Origin of the sequence: Antricoccus suffuscus (genome assembly GCF_003003235.1) — a bacterium.
Classification (GTDB): Bacteria; Actinomycetota; Actinomycetes; order Mycobacteriales; family Antricoccaceae; genus Antricoccus; species Antricoccus suffuscus.
Window position 1 is genome coordinate 37509 of the sequence record NZ_PVUE01000013.1, and the last position, 23519, is coordinate 61027.

The 23519-nt window shown below is 60.6% G+C and carries 18 protein-coding genes; 13 read left to right on the top strand and 5 right to left on the bottom strand.

The annotated features are described in order from the left end of the window. Positions 1–104: 104 nt before the first annotated feature. Positions 105–1322 carry an MFS transporter gene (locus CLV47_RS14650; protein WP_106349810.1) on the top strand — a complete coding sequence of 406 codons (1218 nt, stop codon included), beginning with the start codon at positions 105–107 and terminating at the stop codon, positions 1320–1322. 108 nt (positions 1323–1430) lie between these two features. Here CLV47_RS14650 and CLV47_RS14655 read toward each other — a convergent pair whose 3' ends face one another. After that, positions 1431–3074 carry an AMP-binding protein gene (locus CLV47_RS14655; RefSeq protein WP_106349811.1) on the bottom strand — a complete coding sequence of 548 codons (1644 nt, stop codon included), beginning with the start codon at positions 3072–3074 and terminating at the stop codon, positions 1431–1433. 285 nt (positions 3075–3359) lie between these two features. Here CLV47_RS14655 and CLV47_RS14660 point away from each other — a divergent pair, with 285 nt between their 5' ends. Next, a complete protein-coding gene (locus CLV47_RS14660; RefSeq protein WP_202862602.1) occupies positions 3360–4283 on the top strand; it encodes an SMP-30/gluconolactonase/LRE family protein in 924 nt (307 codons plus the stop codon). 108 nt (positions 4284–4391) lie between these two features. Here CLV47_RS14660 and CLV47_RS14665 read toward each other — a convergent pair whose 3' ends face one another. Beyond that, positions 4392–5660: an acyl-CoA dehydrogenase family protein gene (locus CLV47_RS14665; RefSeq protein WP_106349813.1), complete on the bottom strand. Its 1269-nt coding sequence runs from the start codon at positions 5658–5660 to the stop codon at positions 4392–4394. A gap of 412 nt (positions 5661–6072) precedes the next feature. Between CLV47_RS14665 and CLV47_RS22790 the strand changes: the two genes are divergently transcribed. Both CLV47_RS22790 and CLV47_RS14675 read left to right on the top strand, forming a co-directional pair. Next, the gene (locus CLV47_RS22790) at positions 6073–6699 is read left to right on the top strand and encodes a TetR/AcrR family transcriptional regulator (protein ID WP_420313797.1); all 627 of its coding nucleotides are present in this window, start codon (positions 6073–6075) and stop codon (positions 6697–6699) included. A 186-nt stretch (positions 6700–6885) separates the two neighbouring features. Beyond that, complete coding sequence (locus CLV47_RS14675) at positions 6886–7284, top strand: MFS transporter (protein WP_106349815.1); 399 nt, start codon at positions 6886–6888, stop codon at positions 7282–7284. A gap of 285 nt (positions 7285–7569) precedes the next feature. Here CLV47_RS14675 and CLV47_RS14680 read toward each other — a convergent pair whose 3' ends face one another. From CLV47_RS14680 to CLV47_RS14690, 3 genes are read right to left on the bottom strand one after another with little or no spacing between them, the layout of a single operon-like run. Continuing rightward, entirely contained in the window at positions 7570–7782 is a 213-nt protein-coding gene (locus tag CLV47_RS14680; protein ID WP_238145450.1) for a biotin/lipoyl-binding carrier protein, read from the bottom strand. Positions 7783–7810: 28 nt separating this feature from the next. After that, positions 7811–9154: an acetyl-CoA carboxylase biotin carboxylase subunit gene (locus CLV47_RS14685; protein ID WP_106349817.1), complete on the bottom strand. Its 1344-nt coding sequence runs from the start codon at positions 9152–9154 to the stop codon at positions 7811–7813. A gap of 55 nt (positions 9155–9209) precedes the next feature. Continuing rightward, the gene (locus tag CLV47_RS14690) at positions 9210–10763 is read right to left on the bottom strand and encodes an acyl-CoA carboxylase subunit beta (RefSeq protein ID WP_170111094.1); all 1554 of its coding nucleotides are present in this window, start codon (positions 10761–10763) and stop codon (positions 9210–9212) included. 413 nt (positions 10764–11176) lie between these two features. Here CLV47_RS14690 and CLV47_RS14695 point away from each other — a divergent pair, with 413 nt between their 5' ends. From CLV47_RS14695 to CLV47_RS14735, 9 genes are all read left to right on the top strand, one after another. Beyond that, on the top strand, positions 11177–12337 hold the full coding sequence (locus CLV47_RS14695; protein WP_170111095.1) for a CaiB/BaiF CoA transferase family protein: 1161 nt from the start codon (positions 11177–11179) through the stop codon (positions 12335–12337). Beyond that, positions 12312–13388 (top strand): ABC transporter ATP-binding protein, encoded by a 1077-nt coding sequence (locus CLV47_RS14700; RefSeq protein ID WP_202862603.1) that lies wholly within the window; start codon positions 12312–12314, stop codon positions 13386–13388. The genes CLV47_RS14695 and CLV47_RS14700 overlap by 26 nt, the downstream gene beginning before the upstream one ends. Beyond that, complete coding sequence (locus tag CLV47_RS14705) at positions 13381–14397, top strand: ABC transporter ATP-binding protein (protein ID WP_202862604.1); 1017 nt, start codon at positions 13381–13383, stop codon at positions 14395–14397. Before CLV47_RS14700 ends, CLV47_RS14705 begins: the two co-directional genes overlap by 8 nt. A gap of 2 nt (positions 14398–14399) precedes the next feature. Continuing rightward, the gene (locus CLV47_RS14710) at positions 14400–15983 is read left to right on the top strand and encodes an ABC transporter substrate-binding protein (RefSeq protein ID WP_170111096.1); all 1584 of its coding nucleotides are present in this window, start codon (positions 14400–14402) and stop codon (positions 15981–15983) included. Between the two features lie 37 nt (positions 15984–16020). Further along, entirely contained in the window at positions 16021–16959 is a 939-nt protein-coding gene (locus CLV47_RS14715) for an ABC transporter permease (RefSeq protein WP_106349822.1), read from the top strand. A 1-nt stretch (position 16960) separates the two neighbouring features. Then, a complete protein-coding gene (locus CLV47_RS14720) occupies positions 16961–17881 on the top strand; it encodes an ABC transporter permease (RefSeq protein WP_106349823.1) in 921 nt (306 codons plus the stop codon). 127 nt (positions 17882–18008) lie between these two features. Continuing rightward, positions 18009–20849 carry a helix-turn-helix transcriptional regulator gene (locus CLV47_RS14725; RefSeq protein ID WP_106349824.1) on the top strand — a complete coding sequence of 947 codons (2841 nt, stop codon included), beginning with the start codon at positions 18009–18011 and terminating at the stop codon, positions 20847–20849. Positions 20850–21303: 454 nt separating this feature from the next. Further along, a complete protein-coding gene (locus tag CLV47_RS14730; RefSeq protein ID WP_106349825.1) occupies positions 21304–21624 on the top strand; it encodes a MazG-like family protein in 321 nt (106 codons plus the stop codon). After that, positions 21611–23317, top strand: a complete 1707-nt coding sequence (locus tag CLV47_RS14735; RefSeq protein ID WP_106349826.1) for a DUF2075 domain-containing protein — start codon at positions 21611–21613, stop codon at positions 23315–23317. Before CLV47_RS14730 ends, CLV47_RS14735 begins: the two co-directional genes overlap by 14 nt. The last annotated feature ends 202 nt before the right edge of the window (positions 23318–23519 follow it).

Consider the following 23519-nt stretch of genomic DNA (forward strand, 5'->3'; position numbering starts at 1 on the left):
ACCTAAGTTACTTCACTCACACTCCCGTCGGCTATTGCAACACCTAGCAACGTCCTAGCCCGGGTGACCGCGAGACGCGGAAAAGTGTTTCGTACTGTTAAGCAATGGCATTCGACGGTTACCGGCATGGCGAGGCCGGCTTCCGGCGTGTGTCACTCGCGCTGTTCGCCGGCTCCCTCGCATCCTTCGGTCTGCTGTACTGCCTGCAGCCGCTGCTGCCGGAGTTCACCCGCGCCTTCGACATCACCCCCGCCCAGTCGACGCTGAGCATCTCGATGTGCACGGCCGGCCTCGGGGTCGGTCTGGTGTTTCTGGGCCCGCTGTCCGATTCCATCGGCCGCACGAGAGTCATCCGGTGGGCCCTGATCGGGTCCTCACTGCTGACCGCGTTATGCGCCGTCGCACCGAACTGGACGTTCGTGCTGATCATGCGGGCCCTGACCGGCGTCGCCCTTGCCGGCTTCCCCGCCGTCGCGATGGCCTACCTACGTGAAGAAGTACACGCCGGATCCCATGCGCGCGCCACCGGACTGTACGTCGGCGGCAACGCGCTCGGCGGACTCAGCGGGCGGCTGATCACCGGCGGCCTGGCCCAGCTCGGCGACTGGCACTTAGCCCTGATCGGCACCGCAGTATTCACCCTGGCGTGCGCGGTCCTGGTCGTCGTCGTACTCCCCGCCTCCCGCAACTTCCACTCCACCAGCCGAGGACTGACCGAATCAGCGCGCGCCTACAAAATCGTCCTACGCGACCCGGTGCTCCTCGGCTACAACGCGATCTCCTTCACCGTGATGGGGGCATTCGTCGCGATGTTCAACATCACCGGCTTCCGGCTCGAAAGCGCGCCGTACCTCCTGCCGGTCGGCCTCGCCGGCCTCATCTACCTGACCTACCCGATCGGCTCAGTGGCCTCCGCCCTCGCCGGACGATGGTCCGACCGCATCGGCGCCCACTCCATCATCCCGATCGGCGCCATCATCGCCATCATCGGCACCACACTGAGCTTCGCCGCCCCACTGTGGATCTTCGTCATCGCGGTGACCGTGGTCGTGATCGGCTTCTTCGTCGTACACGCCGCCGCCTCCGGCGCCGTAGCGAAACGGGCACACACCAATGCAATGCCCGTCGGATCAGCATCCGCGGCATACCTATTCAGCTACTACCTCGGCTCATCAGTGTTCGGTACGACGGCCGGAACCGCCTGGCATGCCGGAGGCTGGAGTGCCGTGGGCTGGATGAACCTCGCCCTGCTCGTTGTCTGCCTCAGCATCGCGATCCTGATCCGGCTTCGCGCCCGAGAACCCGCACAGTTGTCCTCCTGATCGCTGCCGCCGTTTACATCGACAGGTGCGGCTCAAAAAGGGCGCCGACGACGTTGACGTACTCGCGATCATCATCGCCTCAAGGCATTAGACCCGGGATCCGCAGCATTAGCCGCAGATCCGGCCGCGCTGCCCCGCGAGCTCGGCTTCGGCCACGACCTTCGCGGTCTTGTGGTCGGCTTTGCCGTTGGGCGCCCGAGGCACATCGCCGACAAACACGACATGTCGCGGCGCCTTGTATCCGGCGAGCTCCTTCTTGACGAAGCCGACGATGTCTTCGCGGGATACCACGGCGCCGTCCTCTACGGCGACGACCGCGCTCACGGCTTGACCGAACGATTCGTCGGCAACGCCAACCACGAGGCAGTCGCGTACGCCCGGGACGCGCTTGACGGCCTCTTCGACCTCCTCACGGAACACCTTCTCGCCGCCGGTGTTGATCACCTGGCTGCCGCGACCGAGCAACGTGATCGTGCCGTCCGCCTCGATCGTGGCCATGTCACCGGGGAACGAGTAGCGCTCGCCATCGATCTCCCGGAAGGTTTCGGCCGTCTTGACCGGGTCCTTGTAGTAACCGACCGGGACACGGCCCCCGGCTGCCAGCAGGCCGACCTCGCCCGATCCGGGAACGACCTCGCGATTGTCATCGGTGAAGACCTTGGTAGTCGGGTTCGGGATGAACCGTGCCGTCGCGGCCCCACCCTCCCCGGTCGTCACCTGGGTCGCCATCGCGCCCTCACTGGCGTTCATGATGTCGGTCAGCGCGATGTGCGGCATCCGCTGCAATAGCGCCTGCTTGACCTCGGACGACCACATTGTGCCCGACGAGTAGATATTGCGCAGGCTGGACAAGTCGTACGCGCGACCGTCTGCGCCCTCATCGATCGCCCGAATGATCGGCTTGGACAATACGTCCCCGACGATCGACATGGTGGTTACCCGATTAGCCTCGACCGCGCGCAGCAGCTCGTGCCCGTCCAGCGAGCGATTAGTCAACGTGACCACAGCGGCACCAAGCGTCTGAGGCAGCAGCGCGCCGTAGGTCAGACCGGTGCCGTGCATCAGCGGTACGGCGGGCAACGTAGCGAGCCGCTCCTCGGGCTCCATCGAGGCCACCACCGACGCCAGCTTGTCCAGCGGGGTCTCCGGGTCGCGACCGGCCAGCATTAGCGCTGCCACCGGGAACGTCTCGGCCCACGAGCTGAGCGCAAACATCACGCCCTTGGGCAGCCCCGTCGTCCCGCCGGTGTACAGCAAGAAGATGTCGTCACCGGAACGGTGGATGCGCGGCATCGGCTCGTACGCCGCGGCGAAGCTCTCGTAGTCCACCGCGCCGTCCAGCAGCGGTGTGTCGTCGTCCGGGACCTGAACGAAGACCTTCATTCTGGTCATCCGCTCGCGCACTTGATCGACGGTAGCCGCGAGCGACGAGTGGAAGAACAGCGCCTCAGCATCGGAGTTGTCCAGCAAATAGGCGAGTTCGGCGTCGCGGTAGCGATAGTTGATATTGACCGGCACGAACCGCGCCTTCATCGCGGCAAGTTGCGCTTCGACGTACTGCGGCCCGTTGTACAGGAAGAACGCGACCTTCGACTGCACGCCGAGACCGGCAGAGCTCAAGCCCGCAGCGATCTGCGCTGAACGTCGATCCAGCTCGGACCACGTCCGGGTGAGCTCGCCGTGCACGAGGGCTGGTCGGTCGCCGACGGCGTCCGCGATCGACTCGTAGATGTTAGCCAGGTGTGGTTCCATGCTCGTCTCCGTTTGTCGTAGTGAACGCCCGCTAAATTTATCGCCGCCACGCCAGGCGTCAGCGTCACCAGCCACCTTGCGCCGCGATGAAATCCGGAACTAGTTCCCGACACAGCGCGGTATCGCAACGATTCGCCGATGTTGACTGAGCGCCCGTTCAGCCCTAACGTGCAGTTACTCGCTCCAGCATTCATACGCCAAGGTCGCGGATCGATCGATAGGTGGGAGGCGCAGCACTGGACACTCAGCCGAGTCGCCCCAGTCGTTAAGGACAAGGAGCACAGAGTGAGTCAATTCGAACTAGTTACAGACAACCTGAATTTCCCTGAAGGCCCGATCGCCACCGAGAACGGTGATGTGATCGTCGTTGAAATCAAAAGCGGAACTCTCGCCCGCATCTCCCCAGCCGGCGAGGTGACCCGTATAGCCGACTGCGGCGGCGGACCAAACGGCGCCGCGATCGGCCCGGACGGGATGATCTACGTGTGTAACAACGGCGGGTTCCAGTGGCATGAGATCGGCGAGATGAGCGCGCCTGGCCAGCAACCCGATGATTACATCGGCGGGCGGATTCAGCGGGTTAATCCGAACACCGGGAAGGTCGTCACTCTCTACGACCGAGTTGGTGATCACCCGTTGCTGGGACCGAACGACATCGTTTTCGACCAGCATGGCGGTTTCTGGTTCACCGATCTAGGAAAGACTCGCGACCGGGACATGGACCGAGGCGGGCTCTACTACGCCAAAGCAGACGGTAGCCAGATCCAAGAAGTGGTTTACCCGCTCATGACCCCCAACGGCGTGGGTCTGTCCCCGGACGGGGATCGCGTCTATGTATCCGAGACTCACACCGGGCGCGTCTGGTCGTGGGATGTACCTCAACCCGGCCAGGCAACTGGCACCGGAATTGGACCTTCCGGCGCGACGCTCCTCTGGGGCTTCGACAAGTTCCAATTGCTGGATTCGCTGGGAGTGGACGGCGATGGCAACGTCTGCGTCGCAACGCTAATCACGTCCGCTATCAGCGTCATCAGTCCCGCAGGCGAACTTCTCGAGCAGGTCGTCGTACCGGGCGCGGACCCATTTGTCACAAACATTTGCTTCGGCGGCCCTGATCTGCGTACGGCGTACGTGACTTCGTCGGGTTACGGTCGTCTCTACAAAGTCCAGTGGCCGCGCCCCGGTCTGCAACTGGCCCACAATCTTTAAATATTCCGCAGATACATTCGGTCATTCGCGACGTGCCGTCGCAGACACCGCGGTTCGGCCCGGGTCATTTTCGCCGTACTGTCAGACCCGGGCCGTTCCGGTCCCGGGCTAGCCGGTGACGCCCTTAGGTGCCTGCTGCTTCATAAAGCCGAACATATAGCCGGCGACGCGACGCATCTGGATCTCCTCCGCGCCTTCGGTGATCCGGTAGCGACGGTGGTGACGATAGATGTGCTCGAACGGCTTGTACCGCGAGTAGCCCATGCCACCGTGCACCTGCATCGCACGATCGGCGGCCTCGCACACCAGGCGGTTCGCCCAGTAGTTACACATCGAGACCTTGTCCGACACGCTGAACGCGCCATCCTTGTCCATCGCCCACGCGGTCTTGTGAATCAACGCGCGCAGCATCTCGCATTGCGTCTGCAGCTCCACCAACGGGAACTGGATGGCCTGGTTGGTCGCCAGCGGCTTACCGAACGGCTTACGCTCCTTGGCATACTGCACCGACTCATTGATGCAGTACTGCGCGGCGCCGAGGCTGGATGCCGCCTGACGAATCCGATTCTCGTTGAAGAAGTGCTGCACGACCTGCAGACCCTTGCCCTCGCCGCCGAAGATTGACGAGTGCGGCACCCGAATGTCCTTGAACGAGACATGCGCGTGATCGGTCGGCATGTTGAAGGTCCAGAGGTACTCCTCGACCTTGAACCCCGCGGAGTTGGTCGGCACCAAGAACGCGGTGATGCCGTCGCCGTCACCAGCCTTGCCCGACGTACGGGCCATGATCATGTCGTACTGCGCCTTGTGGATGCCGGTGTTCCAGGTCTTCTCACCGTTAATCACCCACTCGTCACCATCGCGCACGGCGGTGGTCTCCATGTGGGTGGCATCTGAGCCGTGGTTCGGCTCGGTGATGCCGAAGGCGAAGCCCCGCTTGCCGGTCGCCAACAGCTCGACCCACTCCTCCTTCTGCTCCTCGGTGCCGTAGTTCAGCATCAGCAGCAGTCCAACGTTGTTACCGACGATGGAGTGCTCGTTCTGCAGGTCGTTGTGCAGACCCAGCCCCTGGCTGGCGAAATGCTCGCGAATGATCGCCATGCCCAGGTTCGTGCCGTCCTGCCCGCCGTACTGCTTGGGCAGCGGGTACCGCAGGTGACCGGCAGCATCCGCGCGGCGCTTCGCCTCGGCCAGCAGCTGCTCCCACTCCTCGTTCGGCAGGCCGTCGCGATCCCAGTCAGTGCGCGCGTCCTCGCGACGGTGATCGAAGAAGCGATTGTTGTCGTCCTGCTCCTGCAGCGGCTTGATCTCCTTCTCAATGAAGTCATCAAGCACACCCAGATAGTCCTGCAGTTCCTTCGGGATATCGAAATCCATTAGTAGCTCCTGTGTTAGTAGGTGGAAGTTAGCGAGAATTTGCCAATAGCCCGCAGGTGATGTGCACATCTTCGAAACGTCAGAACAGGCCATTGCGGAGCCTTCGTAGCGCAGCGCGCTAGGAACGCTTCGTGCGGCATTCGCCGGGACACCACCATCGTTTCGATAGCCAGCATCTATCTCCCTCCAGGCCCTCGCTACGCGAGTTTCGTTTCGCGGCAGCGACGGTCTCCTTACCGGCGCGCACTCATCAGCTCGACACGATGACCGGCTTCACGAAATGAACGTTTGGTCAGACTGTAACGGATCTTCCGCTCAGCCGACAATACTCAGATATATCGAGATTATCTTACTATTCGAGAGTCACGGCTTGATGTGTCATGACCCAACGTTCATTGGCCGATCGGATGACATGAAAGAACCCACTGCCCGGGCCACTGTCGCATACGGCAGACTCCCGCCGGCAACGTGTTCTCTCGAACGCTCCGACGACAGGCCCAACGTCGGGAAGATCCTCGAAGCCGCCATCGTGGTGATCGCGCGGTTTGGATACCACGGAACATCCATTCGAGACATCGCGAAGGCCGCCGAAATTAGTCCTGGCACTATCTACAACCATTTCGAATCGAAGCACGAACTGCTCGTCGCGATCATCAGCCGCGGCAGAGCAAGCCTGCTGGAAGCTACAGAACAAGCACTATTCGAGACGCCCAAACATCCTGCTGCCCAGTTCAGGGCGATCGTGGGAGACCATGTCCGCCGACACGCAACATATCCGCTCGAGAGCCTGATCGGGAACTCTGAGCTGTGGAGCCTCGACCGAACATCGCGAAGACTTGTCGTTTCGTTGCGCGACGGTCAACAGCGGATGTTCGAACGCGTCGTCAGCGATGGGATATCACAAGGGTCGTTTCCCATAGACGGACCAATCGAAGCGGCAAATCATCGAGCGGTATCAGCGTCTTGCTTTGGACCTCGTCGGATACAAGGAGCAGGGTCGCGTCTAGGCTCCACCCGCCCGCAAGGCGCCAGCAGATGACCAACCGCAATCGGACATTGCGGAGTTACTTCTACCGGCCCACCCTCGATGTCGGCGATCAAGACTTCGCAGAACAGTTCTTTACTTCTACACTCCGGCGGTATCGCGGCGCCCGCACGCGAAGTCAAACGATGACCTCTCAATATGCCAAGGCGACAGGTGTCGGAATTTGAGCGTGCAATCCGAATGGCCCGCTTGGTGAATCTGGCGCTGGCGAGGACTGACCGATTCGGCGCCATCATCGCCATCATCGGCACCACACTGAGCTTCGCCGCCCCACTGTGGATCTTCGTCATCGCAGTAACCATGGTCGTGATCGGCTTCTTCGTCGTACACGCCGCCGCCTCCGGCGCCGTAGCGAAACGGGCACACACCAACGCAATGCCCGTCGGATCAGCATCCGCGGCGTACCTATTCAGCTACTACCTCGGCTCATCAGTGTTCGGCACGACGGCCGGCACCGCGTGGCACGCCGGAGGCTGGAACGGCGTGGCCTGGATGAACCTCGCACTGCTCGTTGTCTGCCTCAGCATCGCGATCCTGATCCGGATCCGCGCCCGCGAACCCGCACAATTGGTCCCTTGAGGTGGCTTCAGCGGATCACAGGCATCTACGCCAATTGCCCGTACATGGTGGACAGATACGCCGATCCATCGACCGAACCCACGTCACCGTACGAGAACAATCGCCACCTTCCGGCGCCGACATGACTACGCTGCTTCTGGAGGCCTGCTTACCGCGGCAGCTAGGTTTGACCGGAGCGAAATATGTAAACCGGGCCGAGTTGCTGCCCGCTGCACGCTTCGACCGACGGTCTGACCGCTTTTCCCCATGCGCCAGCCAGAACGCAAGACCCGTCTACGCATTGGGCTACTTGATGACAGCCAAGACATCGCCCTCGGCCACCGACTGGCCCTCGACTACCTCGAGTGCGCTAATTACGCCAGTCTCCTCGGCGACTACAGGTATCTCCATTTTCATCGATTCGAGGATGATCAATTCGCTGCCCATTTCCACCTCCTCCCCCGGTGCGACCAGGACCTTCCACACGTTTGCCGTCATCTCTGCCCGTACTTCAATCACCGTTCGATCCTCACATTTCCCGTGTTGGTCACTGCTGGATTTGAGTCAGCAGCGAAGTGTCATAGTTGCCTGTATAGAAATCGTCGGTGCCTAAGATCTCGGTCACCAACGGCAAGTTGTGTCCGAGTCCCCCTATTCGGAACTGACGCGCCGCGGAGAGCAACTGGAACATCGCCTCGGCACGGTCTCGGCCCCAGACGACGATCTTGGCGAGCAACTGGTCGTAATCGGCCGTTACCGCGTCCCCTGCCTCGTAGCCGGAGTCGACCCTGATCCCACCCGCCGCAGGCTCGATCCATTCTCGAATCCTTTCGGGTCTGGGGCCGAGGTAGATAGGTTCTTCCGCATAGATTCGGAACTCCATTGAGTGGCCGCTGGGTCTAGTCGGTACCAGTACGCCGACCGAAGGAGGCTCTCCAGACGCGAGCAGGAGTTGCTCGTGAACAAGGTCGAGTCCGGTCACCATCTCGGTGATCGGATGTTCCACCTGCAATCGGGTATTCATTTCAAGGAAATAGAACTCGCGGGACTCCACATTAAGGATGAATTCCACCGTTCCAATACCTCGGTAGTCGACCGCGCGCGCGACACGAACGGCGGTCTCGTACAGCCAATCACGCTGCGTGTCCTCGAGCCTCGGCGCCGGAGTCTCTCCCAATACTTTCTGATGCTGGCGCTGAACTGAACAGTCGCGTTCGCCCAATGCCACAGTGTGCCCGGAGCGCAGCCCGACGATTTGAACTTCGATGTGCCTGGCGTGTTCGAAATATTTCTCCGCGATTATAGGGTCCGAAGTCGACATCCGTGACCGGTCGGCACGTGCGGCTACAAGGGCAAAATCCAGATCGCGTGCAGACCTTGCAATCTTCGTGCCTCTGGGGCCCCGTCCCGCCTTTACGACGAGCGGATAGCCGATGTCGCCGCAGTCGGGCGCCCGGGCGGAAGAATCACCCGACGGCAACTTCCGCCCCGGTACAGCCCGAACGCCAGCAGCCTCCATCAATGCCCGTGCACGAATCCTGTCTCGCAACGTCTCAATTACGTCCGGCGATGGCCCCACCCATGTCAAGCCGCTTCGGATAACGTCACGCGCGAACTGGGGATCCTCCGACAGGAACCCGTATCCGGGATGGACCGCATCCGCGCCGGAGTCAATAGCCGCGGCCAACACACGTTGACGATTCATGTAGGAATCTCCGGGGTCGGCGGACCCCACACATATCGCGATGTCGGCCATCCGCACGTGCTTCGACTCGGCTTCAGCCGCCGAATACACCGCTACAGTGCCGATGCCGAGCTTCCGGCACGATTCAAATATGCGGCACGCGATCTCGCCTCTATCGGCAACGATCAATCTTGTCGGCAGGTTCATTCCCGCAGACCCAGGTCAACTCTCGGAATACGACGAGTAGGGCTTGAATCGGTACTCACGGCCGGAAAGGCATTGCGGGAACGCCGACCTGCGTTGCGAGAACCCGTTGCGCATCGCGAACGAACTCAACCAGACGTTCCCGAGTCTCTGCCGGATCGATCAAGTCTTGGCCGGTTGCCTCCGCGGTACGGAACGGCGACGCGATGCCTTGAAGTTCCGCCTCAAGCTCCCGCAGTTTCGCCTCCGGGTCGGCGGCCTGGGCGATCGTACGTTTGAACGCCGCTGCCGTACCACCCGAGATATGCATCGATCCCCAGCGAGCGCTTGGCCACGCGTACCTCCGGTACATGCCGGACGGCCGGTGGTGGCACTGGCCGGCGACGCCGTACAACCTCCGTATGACGAACGTGATCCAGGGCATTCGGCTGCTGACCGTCGTCCACACAAGCTGCGCTCCCGCGGTCTCAATACCCTCTAGCTCCACCGCGGGCCCGACCATGAAGCCGGGCTCATCGGCAAGGGACACAAGCGGCAGGTGGAACAGGTCGCACAACTGGATCAGCCGCATCGCTTTCTTGCCGGCAGCGACGTCGGTTGAACCTCCCAAGTGCTTAGGGTTGTTGGCCATAAGGCCAACTGGGTAGCCGTCCACCCGAGCAAGTCCTACGACTCGTGATCGGCCGTAATCGGGCGAAATCTCAAAGAAGGATTCCTCGTCGACGACCGCGTCGATGAGCGTCCGAACGTCGAACGGGCGGCGTGGGTCATCGGGTACGAGACCCCGTAGATCAGTCGCGGCACGCCGCGGTGCGACCGACGATGACCGAGTCGGCATCTCATAGACGTTGGATGGCAGGTAAGAGAGAAACGTGCGGATTTGCTGTAGCGCATCTTTCTCGCTGTTCGCGACGTTGTTCACGACGCCACTGCGCCGGGTATGCAGGTCCGAACCTCCGAGCTGCTCTTTGTGGATATCGATTCCCAGCGCAGCTTTCACCACCGGCGGGCCCCCCGGGAACAGTTGGGCGGTCCCCCGAAGCATCACATTGAAATGCGATAAACACGCGTTGATCGCCGGTAGACCCGCAACCGAGCCCATCACTGCGGAGACCACGGGAACATGTTGCAGCAGCTCGACCTCCGTGGCAGTCCATGTATTTCCATCCGGGAGATATGTGCGACCCATCTCCAGAAAACTACTCACGCTACCGCCGCTCGCGTCGAGAAGCCGAACGAATGGAAGCCGCCATTCGAGTGCGCGCTGCGCGACTCGGAGTTCGGTACCAAGTCCTCCATGGATACCGGCGGCCGAGCCGCCCCGGACTGTGAAGTCTCCGGCGCTGACAAACACCCGACGACCATCGATCTCGCAACTACCATTGACTTCGCCTTTGGGCACAAATGAGGCAAGCCGTGCGCCGTCGTACGTTGCATTTCCCTCAAGGTATCCAGTCTCGCGGAATGTTCCATTGTCGGCGAAGATCTCGATACGCTCCCTCACCGTCAGTTTGCCGTTATCGTGCTGACGTTTGATCCCTTCGGGACCCCCCATGCCTTCGGCGAGTCTGCGCCGACGCGCAATTTCTTCGATGTCGTCCTGGCCGTTCATCAACAAAGCACACCTTCCGGAAAAGCCAATCGTGCGCCGACGCACGCCAATCCTGGCTATCGATTGAGTTGACGCTATGCCCAGATGCGCTCCCAATAAAAGACGCCGGCTCCCTATTGGCATCAACTCAGTCCCTTGTTCTAGACATGCCCGAGCACCGCTGGGTGCGTACTTATGCCTGCGCAGCGACAAGCAGCATCTGGAAATAGGGTTGCACTTCCGCTGCAGGGAGATCCCTAATCCTCACCCCGAGGTGTCACTTGGGGGAGCTTCCCTCTATCGGGGTAAACCCAGCCGCCGATAGCGTCCGGGCTACGCCGATCCCAAGCGAATTGGACCCGACGGCACCGCGCAGAGGCCACGAGACATGCACGGGCCGCAACGTGCACAACGAAGGTAGTGAGGACGAAAGCGTGAGCGCTCATTCCAGTTTGGCCGGAACCCGAGTCATCGAATTGACTCATGCAATCTCCGGTCCGCAGTGCGGACAGATCCTCGCCGACCACGGCGCGGATGTCATCAAAGTCGAGCCGCCGGGTGGAGAACTTGCCCGAGAGGCGTACCCGCAACTAAACAGCGAGAGCGTCTACTTCTCCTGCCATAACCGCGGCAAACGCAGCATCGTCCTCGACCTGAAGACACCGGGCGACCTCCAGATCCTGCACGATCTGGTGAAGAGCGCTGACGCGGTCCTGACCAACTACACGGTCGACGTCCCGCGCCGCCTCGGTTGGGGATTCGAGGTCCTTAAGGAACTCAACCCGTCAATCGTAATGGCTCACATCACCGGATTTGGGTCCACCGGCCCAGACCGCGACCTGCGCGCGCTCGACGGCATCATCCAGGCGATGAGCGGTGTGCCGTCGTTCTCCGGGACACGGGAGTCCGGCCCCATCCTGGCGGCGGCCTTCGTCGCCGACCACGTGGCCAGTTACCACGCCGCGCTCGGCCTGATGTTCGCCCTCTATCGCCAAAAGGCGACCGGCGAGGGTGGATTCGTCGACATCAGCATGCTCAATTCCTACGCTTCTGTGTCCGCGCACGCGATTGGGACATCAGTCGCGGGCGAACCGCCCGAGCCCTTGGGAAACCGAATCGCCTCTTCTTTCGGCAATACATTCCAGGCGAGCGACGGAATCGTATTCCTCTCACCAATCGGGACCGTGAAATGGGAGAAGTTCTGCCATGCGATCGGCCGCCAGGACTGGGCCTCTGACGTCTCATACGAATCAGCAATATACGAGATGCGCGACTATGTAGAGCGCGAGATCAACCAGTGGTGCGCAATCCGAAGCCGGCTGGAAATTAAGGAAGTTCTCGCTGAGTACGGTATCCCGTGCGGTCCGGTCCAGTCCCCAGCCGAATACGCGAATCACGCAATCGAGACCGACTCCGGTGGCGTCGTAGAGGTTCGATCCCCTGCCGGCCAGACGTTCTTAGTCCCCGGACCAGTGGCTCCCGTCGGGTTGACCGACGATCCGAACCGATTCGTCGTCCCACAGATAGGCGAGCACACCGCGGAGGTCCTCGCCGAATTAGGTATCACTCGTGAGCAAACTGTCCACGATGGCTGATGCCCACGCGCCAACCTCTACATCCACGGTCCCGCTGCTGGAGGTCACCGACCTGGGCGTCTACTTCGTCCGTGACGGTGAGGAGTCGCGCGCCGTCGAGAACGTTTCGTTCTCAATGACAGAGGGCGAAATCGTCGGGCTTGTGGGCGAGAGCGGGAGCGGAAAATCGGTCACCGGACTGGCACTTCTCGGACTACTCCCCGAAAAATCTAGCCGGGTCACGGGAACCGCACGAATCGCCGGGACCGACTTACTCGCCGCCGAACCCGCCCAGCTGCGGAGGTTGCGCGGCAACGAGATCTCGATGATCTTCCAAGACTCGCTCACTGCCCTCGACCCTGTGTTTCCTATCGGCAATCAAATATCGGAGACGATCCGCACCCACCGAGAAGTGAGTAGGTCTGCCGCTAAAAAGCAGGCGACAGATCTGCTGGAGAGCGTGGGTATCCCTGAACCTTCGAAGCGATATCGCGACTACCCGCACCAACTGTCCGGTGGAATGCGGCAGCGAGTCATGATCGCGATCGCGCTCGCCTGTGAACCCCGGTTACTCATCGCCGACGAGCCGACAACCGCCCTCGACGTGACTATCCAGGCCCAGATCCTCGACCTCATTCGCGATATTTCGAAGGACCACGGCACCGCGGTCATGTTCATCTCACATGACCTGGGCGTGGTGTCCGAGTTGTGCAGCCGAGTGATGACTATGTACGCCGGCGAGATCGTCGAGATGTCAGCCGTCGATGACGTTCTTGAACGGCCGCTCCACCCCTACACGTCCGGACTCATCCAGGCCATTCCAAGTACGAACCCGGTGCGACGACGTCTCCAGAGCGTCCCGGGACGAGTACCGTCACCCGACGAGCTACCTGCCGGCTGCCTGTTCGAGCCGCGGTGCTCCTTCGCCGAGGATGCGTGTCGTGCAGTGCACCCACCGCTGCGCGATTACCCCGCAGATCGGCTCGTGCGCTGCATTCGTGCCGACGACCTCAATCTGACCGGAGCCGTTCTTCCAACCGAAGCAGTAGAGAGCGGGGGCCAACGTGGTTGATCTGCTTGATACCCGCGGAGTGAGCGTCCAGTTCACTATGAGCGGCAAGCGAGTGCTACGCGCCGTAGACGACATCTCCATCGAACTGCAGCCCGGAAAGACACTCGGCATCATTGGCGAGTCCGGCTCAGGAAAGTCCACGCTGGGCCGGGCCATCATCGGACTAGCGCCGGTGCACACCGGAGAGATCCACCTTGATGGGACGAGAATCGACACACTGTCGTCACGGCAGCGTCGGCGTATCGCCAGCCAGATACAAATGATCTTCCAGGACCCAATGGAGGCCCTGGATCCGCGACTTAGCGTAAGCGCATCCATCGCGGAACCGCTGATTGTCCGGGGCGGATTATCCCGCCGTGAGATCCAGCGCCGCGTGGACGAACTGCTCGACCTGACTGGGCTGAGCCCCCGCCAGGGCTCTCGCCGGCCCCACGAACTGTCCGGCGGTCAACGGCAGCGGGTAAATATCGCCCGCGCTCTCACCCTTGACCCACGGATACTGATCTGTGACGAGGCTGTCTCTGCTCTCGATGTATCGATCCAAGCGGACATTCTGAACCTGCTGGTGGATATCCAAGAACAGCGCGGACTCGCGTACCTGTTTATCTCACACGACATCGGCGTGGTCGCACGAGTCTGCGACCGCATCGGCGTTATGTACCTGGGCCAACTCGTCGAGTACGGCGACACTGCCGACGTGATCGGCAAACCGCTACATCCCTACACCGAGGCATTGCTGTCGGCCGAGCCACAAGCCCTGCCGTCCCGCCTGCGGACCACCGAGCGGATCGTGCTCAGTGGTGAGTTACCTAGCCCGCTGCATCCTCCCGAAGGCTGTCGCTTCCGCACCCGATGTCGCTACGCCACCGAGATCTGCTCCACCCCACCGCCGGCAGTTCAGCCGGGCTCACCCGGTCATTCGGCCGTTTGCCATTTCGCGCGCGAGCTCGAGCTCGTCGGCGCCAAGCACGCGAACTCCACCCAAGCTTCACCCAGACAAAGGGGATAACTGTGACAACAATCAGATTTGGGGTCTTCAGGAAGGCTCAAATTCCCGCATTAATGGCGATCGTCGCGATGGGCCTCGCCGCGTGCGGCGGCGGCAGCAGCTCTAACGAAGGTGCTAGCGCCTCGACGTCGTACGGCAAGCCGACCCCCGGAGGCGACCTGACCGTCGCGTTCTCGGCGTCACCAACATCGCTGGATCCGATCTCGGGCGGCTCCGGGCTCGATCACTCCTCGCTCTACCCGATCTACTCACGCCTCGTAAACTTCACCCCGGACCTGCAGGCGAAGCCCGGCCTTGCCAAGTCATGGGAATACCCGGATCCGCTCACGCTCGTCCTCACACTTCAGCCAAACGTCAAGTTCCAGGACGGCACCGCGATGGATGCGGCGGCGGTCAAGTTCAACATCGATCGCGCCAGGACGCTGCCAACCTCGACGGTGAAGACAAACCTGGCGACTGTCGCGAGCGTCGACGCGACATCCCCTGACACGGTGACCATTCACCTGACCGAGCCCGACACGTCGTTGCCGCTAATTTTCGCCGATCGGGCCGGCATGATGGTCTCGCCGACCGCGGTGCAGAGCGAGGGTGCCGACTTCGCGTCCCATCCCGTGGGTGCGGGCCCGTACAAGTTTGTCAGTTTTGCGCCGGGCGATTCGCTGGTTCTGACTAAGAACACCGACTACTGGGAACCAGGTAAGCCGTATCTGGACAACCTGACCATCAAGTACATCGCAAATGGTCAGACGGCCAACAACGCACTGGTCGACAAGCAGATCGACTTCGTCAATGGCGTCAGCCCCCAGCTCGTGGCGAGCCTCAAGGCGAAACCGGGCATCGTGGCGAACAGTTCCTCATCTGTCTCGATGAACGGCTGTTACTTCAACTTCAGGAAGCCGCCGTTCAACGAACTCAAGGCCCGCCAGGCCATCGCTTATGCGCTGGACAACGGGGCACTCAACAAGGCGCTCAACTTCGGTCAAGGCGGCGAGGCTGCGACTCAGCTGTTCCCCTCGAGCTACTGGGCGTACAACAAAGACCTCAAATACCCGTACAAGCACGACGTAAAGAAGGCGAAGCAACTCTGGTCAGAAGCTGGCATGGACGGCGTCACGGTTCAAGCAATTGGCTACAACGCACCTGGACAGCAGCGGAAGCTCGAGATCATTCAATCTGAGCTCAAAGAAGCGGGTATCACAATGACCGTGGATATAAAGGATGTCAGCGCTGCGAACCAAGAGATGTACGTCGATGGGGGCCCCGCAACACTCTACTGTTCCGGCTGGAGCGGCCGACCTGATCCCAATGACACCTTCACCAGCCTCACCTCGCCGAAGTCCTTCTACAACCCTGGCGGATTTGCAGCGCCAAACGTGGAAGAACTGATTGCCGCAGGAAAGAAGGAGTCGGACACGGCCGCTCGTGCCAAGGCCTACCAACCGCTGGCGAAACTCGTCCAAGACTACGTCATCTGGCTGCCGATCAACTTCAACCCGCTGATCGTCGCGTACCAAAGCAAGGTCAAAGGCTACGTGCCCGATCTATACGGGAAGCCGGACGTCAGCTTCCTGTGGATCACCAAGTAAGGGGTCCGAGAGGTATGTATGAGGGCGACACGAGAAGATGTTCGGTTCGATAATTCTGCGGCGCCTCGGGGCAGTCATCCCGACGCTGCTGATCGCGAGCCTGGTCGTGTTCATGCTCGTCCAGATGATTCCGGGCGACCCGGCGATTACGATCGCCGGGGAGTCCGCGACTCCCGAGCAGCTTCAGGCCATTCGCCAGAGCCTGGGTTTGAACGATTCGCTGCCGGTGCAGTTCTGGAACTGGCTGACGAACCTCGTGCACGGGGACCTTGGCCGTTCGCTGATCAACGGCGAACCGGTGCGATCTGCGTTGATGCGCACCACCGGGGTGACTCTGACGATCGTCGCTACCGCGATGCTCATCGCGCTCGTAATTGGACTCGCCGCAGGAATCGTGGCCGCGCTTCACGCCAACGGCCTGGTCGACAGGGCCGTAACGGCGCTGGTTTCCCTGGGGGTCGCAATGCCGGGTTTCTGGATCGGGCTCATCCTCGTGATCGTCTTCGCCCTCGGGCTCGGGTGGTTCCCAGCGACTGGCGGCATGAGCTTCTTCGCCGACCCCGTGACAGCGCTTCAGCACGCCGTTCTTCCGGGCCTCGCCATGGGGATCGTCGGTGCTGCCGAAATCGCCCGGCAGACCCGCGGGGCGATGATCCAGGCCATGTCTGCCGATAGCGTGCGAACCCACCGAGCCAAAGGATTATCCGAACGCGCGATCGTCTGGCGGGCGCTGAAGAATTGCTCCGTGCCCATCCTGACCATCGCGGGGCTCCAGCTGAATTCCTACCTGGGCGCCACCGTCGTGATCGAAGCAGTATTCGCGATACCCGGTCTGGGCGGGCTGATCCTGAATGCAACGCTTCAAAAGGATTACCCGATCATCCAAGGCGTCGTACTTGTCATGGCGCTGATCGTTATCACGGTGAATTTGCTCGTGGACATTGCGTACCGCATCGTCGACCCGAGGATTCGATGACATGACTGACAAAGTTACGAACAAAGTGCGCACACCGGATACGACCGTGACGCAAACTCCACGGCAACGACGCTGGTTACGGCTGCTTCTGGCCGACAAGGTGTCGCTAGTCGCCGCTGTTGTGATTGTGCTGATCATCCTGGCGGCGATCCTCGCGCCACTTCTCGCTCCGTACAGCCCATCTGACCAAGACCTCAACAGCATCCTTTCCGGGCCGTCTGGTGCCCATCTGCTTGGGACTGACGACCTCGGCCGGGATTTGCTCAGCAGGCTCATCTACGGCGCGCGAGTCTCTCTGGAAGCCTCAGTGATCGCCGTAGGGGTGGGGCTACTGATTGGCGTGCCGGTCGGTCTTGCGGCCGGATACTTCGGACGCTGGATCGACGCGATCCTGATGCGCATCGTCGACACGCTCCTCGCGTTCCCCGCGCTAGTGCTCGCCATCGGGGTCGGTGCTGCACTCGGTCGAGGCCTTGTACAGGCCATGATCGCGGTCGGAATCGTGTTTGCACCGATCCTTGCGCGCCTCGTTCGCGGCCAAGTTCTCACCTTACGCAAGCGCCTCTTCATCGAGGTCGCAACGACGTACGGCACCTCGACAGGCAGAATGATCCGGCGGCACGTAATACCTAACGTGATGCGTCCGGTTATCGTTCAGGCCACATTCCTCCTTGCGATCGGTCTACTCGCAGAAGCGAGTCTGAGTTTCCTCGGCTTAGGTGTCCAGCCTCCGACGGCGAGTTGGGGAACGATGCTCCAAAGCTCATTTCAGTTCATCACCGTTGCCCCAAGCCAGATATTCGCGCCCGGCATAGCTATTGCGATAACCGTCTTGTCATTCAATCTCCTCGGCGATTTCCTGAACGACGTACTGGATCCCAACACACCACTACGGCCCCGGAGGAAGCGACGCCGGGCGTAGGTCGAACATCCAGCCGACATGGTCGCCGTATAGCCACCGTGCTGCCGCCGTATAGTCGCCGTACAGCGAAAGGTGATACGGGGTCAGACACTGCGATCTCGCACTTGGAAAGTTGGCACGACAGCGAATGGCGAATATTTCCGGCGGGCAGGAGCTCTCCGGACGCACCGGGGAGCTAACCGCCCTGATTGGACTCCTGGATCGCCTGCAGAACGACGGCGCGACCTGCTGCATTGTGACCGGTGATGCTGGCATGGGTAAGACGATGCTCACTAGGCAACTAGCGCAGATCGCAAGGACTCGTGGGTATCTCACGCTTGAAGGGCGTGCGCAAGAGTACGACCGAAGCCATGCCTATTCCACGCTCAAGGACACCTTGTCCTCGGTCCAGGAGACAGACCTCGCGACGGAATCCGCCAAGTATCTAAAGCTAGTCGGACAGGCGATCGCAGAACCGCACTTCTCTCCGGTCGAAAGCTCGCCGAACGCACCCTCCGAACAGTCGACACTCGCCCGCCTTACCCAATTTCTCCGCTCAGCAACGGTCGATCAACCATGCGTCCTCATTATCGATGATGCTCACGCGTCGGACGACGAGACACTTCAGACCCTGTCTTTGGCGTTCCGCTATCTTTCCGTGCGTCCGATCCTCCTAGCCTGCGCCGTGCGAAGTGACAAGTGGCTCGCAGATAGCAGCTTCGCCACCACGATCGGACGGCTCACGGAGCACAGTCAGCACTCCATTATCGACCTGAGCGCCCTCGACGACCTTGCGCTAGAGCGCCTGGTCCAGGACGTGACCGGAGGGACCCCCGACAGTCACCTGCTGGCCTACATCCAAAGGCAGAGCGCGGGGAACCCGTTGTTCGCTAAGGAAGCGCTCCTTTCCCTACAGGCCCAGGGAGCGCTGCGTATCAGCGGCGAGACGGTGGTCCTTCCGGAAGCTCCACCGAACATAAGGGTTAGCCGTCGCGGCGCCCTCCTCCAGCGGATCTTCCGACAGGACCAGCACTGCCTAGAACTGGCAAGACTGTTATCCGCGTTTGGCGAGGTCCACCTGGACCAGTTTTCCCTGATCGCCGATCTAACGGGCTTTAGCCAGCCGTTTCTCGAATCGGCGTTCGACAGTCTCGTAGAGGCGGGAATTCTCGTCCTCGGCTCGAGGAACGTCTACCAATTCGCTCATCCTCTAATGGCCGAGGTGCTCTACGAAGATCTAGGGCCTACAAAGCGACGACGGATTCACTATGCGATCGCGAGCCGGTTACCGGCGGACGCGCCGCAGATGGGACGGACTCGCCGAGCCACACATCTGGTCGAGTCGGCTGAGATCGGCGATCTGTCCGCGATAAATGCGGCGATCGAGGTCGCTGAGACGATTCGCCACTCTGCTCCGCTGTCTGCCGCCGTTTGGTACGAGCGGGCGCTCAACCTCGTCGGACCCACTGACCCCGACCTGGCCGTGTCAACGCTCGCTGCCAGGGCATTAGCTCTATGGAAGGGAGCGCGACCTGAACTCGCAATTCGGGACGGACTTCAAGCGCTGTCCAGCCTTCCTCCTGGCAAGCTGCGCGACCGCACACTGGCCGTCATCGTCAACGCCATGTACGCGACGAGCCGGCTGGATGAGGCACTGGAGCTACTGGACGGCATGACGGTGAACGCCAGCTTAAGCATCCCTTTTCGCTCTTTACGCCCGGTAATTCTCGCCCAGGTCGGTCACCCGACAGAGGCCATCGAGGCTCTCGATGAAATCACCAAGGTGGTCGAGGACCACGGAGATAGTACCGATGTCGTCACCTTCACCCACCTCGGTCAGGCTGCAGGAACCCTCGGGGTCTGGAAGGAAGCAGAGGAATGGATCCATCGCCTAACCGACATTGGCTTGGACGGGTCGGACCAATACTCCAGCGAAATGCGCGTCGGCGCGCTCGAATCAGCTGCCTATCTCCTCAGTGAAGCGGGCTTCGTGATGCGATCGAGCACGGCAATTGCTGAGGCATTCACAGTCGCCACCGGACCCCTGCGAAACTCTGGTGGCCAGACGGAGCACCACCAGATCATCAACTATTTCTTCCGCGGCGAATGGACGCGTGCCCTCGAGACCCTTCGCACCACCTCGGTGCGGCTCGAATTCTCTGGGATGACTGCCATTTTAGGACGCCTACAACTTATCGAGGGCGAGATTCTCCTTGGGCAGGCGCGCTACTCTGAGGCTGGTCAACTGCTTTCCGCGTTCCCCAGGTTCTCGACCGACGACCGCATCAGTTGCGAACGAGAAATCCTCCGATCGCGAATTGAACTCGGCCACGGCCAATTCGACTCTGCCTTGGAAGGTCTGAAATCACAGCTCAAACGTCTTAATAACCGAGGCTGGCTCCGCACCGAGGCCCGATTGCTAGAGGCGCTCTTCGAGACCTATGTCGGCTTACAGGATTTCGCATCGGCGCGCGTAGCGGGTGACCGGCTCAGGGACCTGGCAGAGCACACCGATATTCCCCGCTTCCGATGGACTGCGGACCTTGCGGCAGTCGTCATTAATGACGATGTTGCGCTCGCCGAAACGCTAATAAGGGAAGCCGACTCTGAAGGAGCCGGCTTCATCGTCGCTCGCGCCGAATTCGCCCTGGGCGTGGCTAAAGGGAACGACCCTGACCCGCTGCGACGTGCATTGATCCGTTTTGATGCGATGGGAGCTCGATCGTGGCGCGAGCGAGTGCTCTTGCACTTGAATAGTTCGCCGATCAGCCCGGCCGTGGAATCGACTGACCCGCGATATCTCGATCTAACGGATGTCGAAAGGCGGCTTGTAACTCTAGTTCGCGATGGGCTCAACAATCGCGAGATCGCAGACGAGCTCCATTACAGTCGGAAAACGATTGAGGCATACCTGAGCCGACTGTATCGGAAGTTCGATTGCCACTCGCGGGTTGGCCTCATCGTCGCTCTTGAGGAAGACGGTGGATAGCGCGGGTCCGTCCGCGCTAAAAAACCGACCTTTAACGTTGTAGCGGCTGCCACCCGAGCGTCATGACCCGAACACGTTACCAGCGAGTGAACGCGTCCGTGATTCGAGGGCCAAGCAGTGAAAGCCCTGCGGAGGTCCTCGTATCGGGTTCGCACCAGTTGAATCGTCGATTCTCTAAAATAAATGAACCGCGTGGCATGCCGGCGGCTGGAGTGCCGTGGGCTGGATGAACCTCGCACTACTCACCATCTGCCTCACCGTCGCGATCCTCATCCGGATCCGCGCACGCGAGCCCGCACCATTTGCTTCCTGACGGCCGACCCTCACCATCTTGCAGCACTCGAGGTATCGACCTAGCGGTCAGTGTCGCCGGACTGCGTTACCTAGCGAGTATCGGCGGCACCAGCGGAACGCCTTGCTAATTCAATACCTGGTCAGTTGATACGGTTTGCGCGTGATCAAAGAATCCGTGACCGACACACTTCGGACAGTCGTCGAGGAGCGCGACTGGGCACAGTTCCACACACCCGAGAACCTCGCCAAGAGCATTGCGATCGAGGCGGGCGAACTACTTGAGTGTTATCAGTGGAGTGCCGATACCGATCCTGAGCGCACAAGAGACGAGCTCGCTGACGTACTGACATATTGCCTGCTGCTCGCCGACAGGCTGGACTTGGACGCTAACCAAATCATTCTCGAGAAACTGGCAACGACACGGGCGAAGTACCCCGTCGAGAGAGCCCGCGGCCGAAGCACCAAGTATGACCAACTTTGAGATCGAGCAACTGCGGTTCTCACAAGTAGACGTCAAAGGTTGGGCCACCCTCAGCAATCGACACACCAACTGGCCGGTTGTCTACAGCCTCGACGACGGGAGCGACATCTACGTCGGGGAATCCCTCAACGTCGCAGCCCGCTTGCTTCAGCATCTCGAGTCCCCTGATAAGAAGCATCTTCGGCGGATTCGGGTTGTCATCGACGGCACATTTAACAAGTCCACGTGTCTGGATCTCGAATCATTTTTAATCCGGCTGCTTGCCGGAGACGGTCGCTACCAAGTTTTGAACCGTAACGCCGGCATCACCGACGCGGACTACTTCAGTCGGAACCAATACCAACAAACCTTCGAGGAGGTATTCGCAGAGCTCCTTGCAGCGGGGGTGTTCACGCGCACCATTCCACAGATAGAGAACAGCGACCTGTTCAAGCTGTCCCCGTTCAAGGCCCTCAACAACGACCAGGCAATCGCAGTTGAGGACATCCTCGAGGGTCTGTTCGAAGACCTCGCCTCCGGCGATCGCAGCACTGTCGTCGTACAAGGCGACCCCGGCACCGGAAAGACCATTGTCGCCATCTACCTCATGAAACTGCTTCGAGATATCGCAAGGTCCATGCCAGGCGAAGAAGTGGACAGCGATTCGATCTTCTCCGAATTCTTCGCCGAGGGCTACCGCGAACTTCTCGAAAACGTGCGCATCGGACTTGTCATCCCCCAGCAGTCACTGCGTTCTTCGATCGAGAAGGTGTTCTCTAAGACTCCCGGACTCAGCAAAGGAATGGTCTTCACTCCGTTCCAAGTTGGCGAGAGCGAAGAGAGATTCGACTTACTCATCGTTGACGAGACACACAGACTCAACCAGCGTGCCAACCAGCCTTCTGCGATCCAAAATCGCCGATTTGCCGAGATCAACAAACGACTATTTGGTGTTGACGACAGTTCGAAAACGCAACTTGACTGGATTCAGACGCAAAGCAATCATCAAATCTTCCTCCTCGACTCGGCTCAGAGCGTACGGCCAGCCGATCTGCCTTCTGCAAGCCTCGAACGCCTCGCCGCGACGGACCGTTGCTACCCCCTGACCTCCCAGATGCGAGTCCGCGGAGGTTCGGACTACATCTCATACGTACGGCAGATACTGAGTCCATTACCGCCGACCCGGGAGCTCTTTCGGGACTACGAGTTCCGGATGTTTGATGATCTGGAGCAGATGCGCGACCAAATCCGGCGGAAAGATTCCGAGGAGGGCTTGTGCCGCCTCGTCGCAGGGTACGCCTGCCCATGGAAAAGTAAGAAGGACCCAACGGCGTACGACATCGAGCTTGACGGAGTTCAACTGCGATGGAATAGGACGGATAAGGACTGGATTAACTCCGCTAACTCAGTGGATGAGGTCGGATCAATCCACACAGTACAAGGCTATGACCTCAACTTCGCTGGCGTGATTATCGGACCCGATCTTCGTTACGATGCCTCGAATAGCCAGCTAGTCTTCGATCGAGCGAACTACTTCGACAAAAAGGGTAAAGAGAACAATCCACGCCTTGGCATTACCTACAGCGACGACGATCTGCTCCGGTTTGTCGTCAACGTCTATAGCGTGCTACTTACCCGTGGGATACGAGGAACTTACGTCTACGCGTGTGATCCAGCGCTTCGCACCTACTTGCAGCGATTCATCTCGATCTAACTAGAGCCGGCTACGACCTGGCGCCAGGATGGGCAGTGGGTTTACGCGCTGGTCGGTGCCTAGTCGCGACTGGCGCGGCCGACCCTTTCGCCGCGCCCCCGTGACCCAGACCCGACGACCTGTCCGATAGCCGGGATCTGCGCTTTAGTCGGCCCACTTACCCCCTGCTGCTTGGTTGCGCAATGCCGCTAAACTGTGGCTC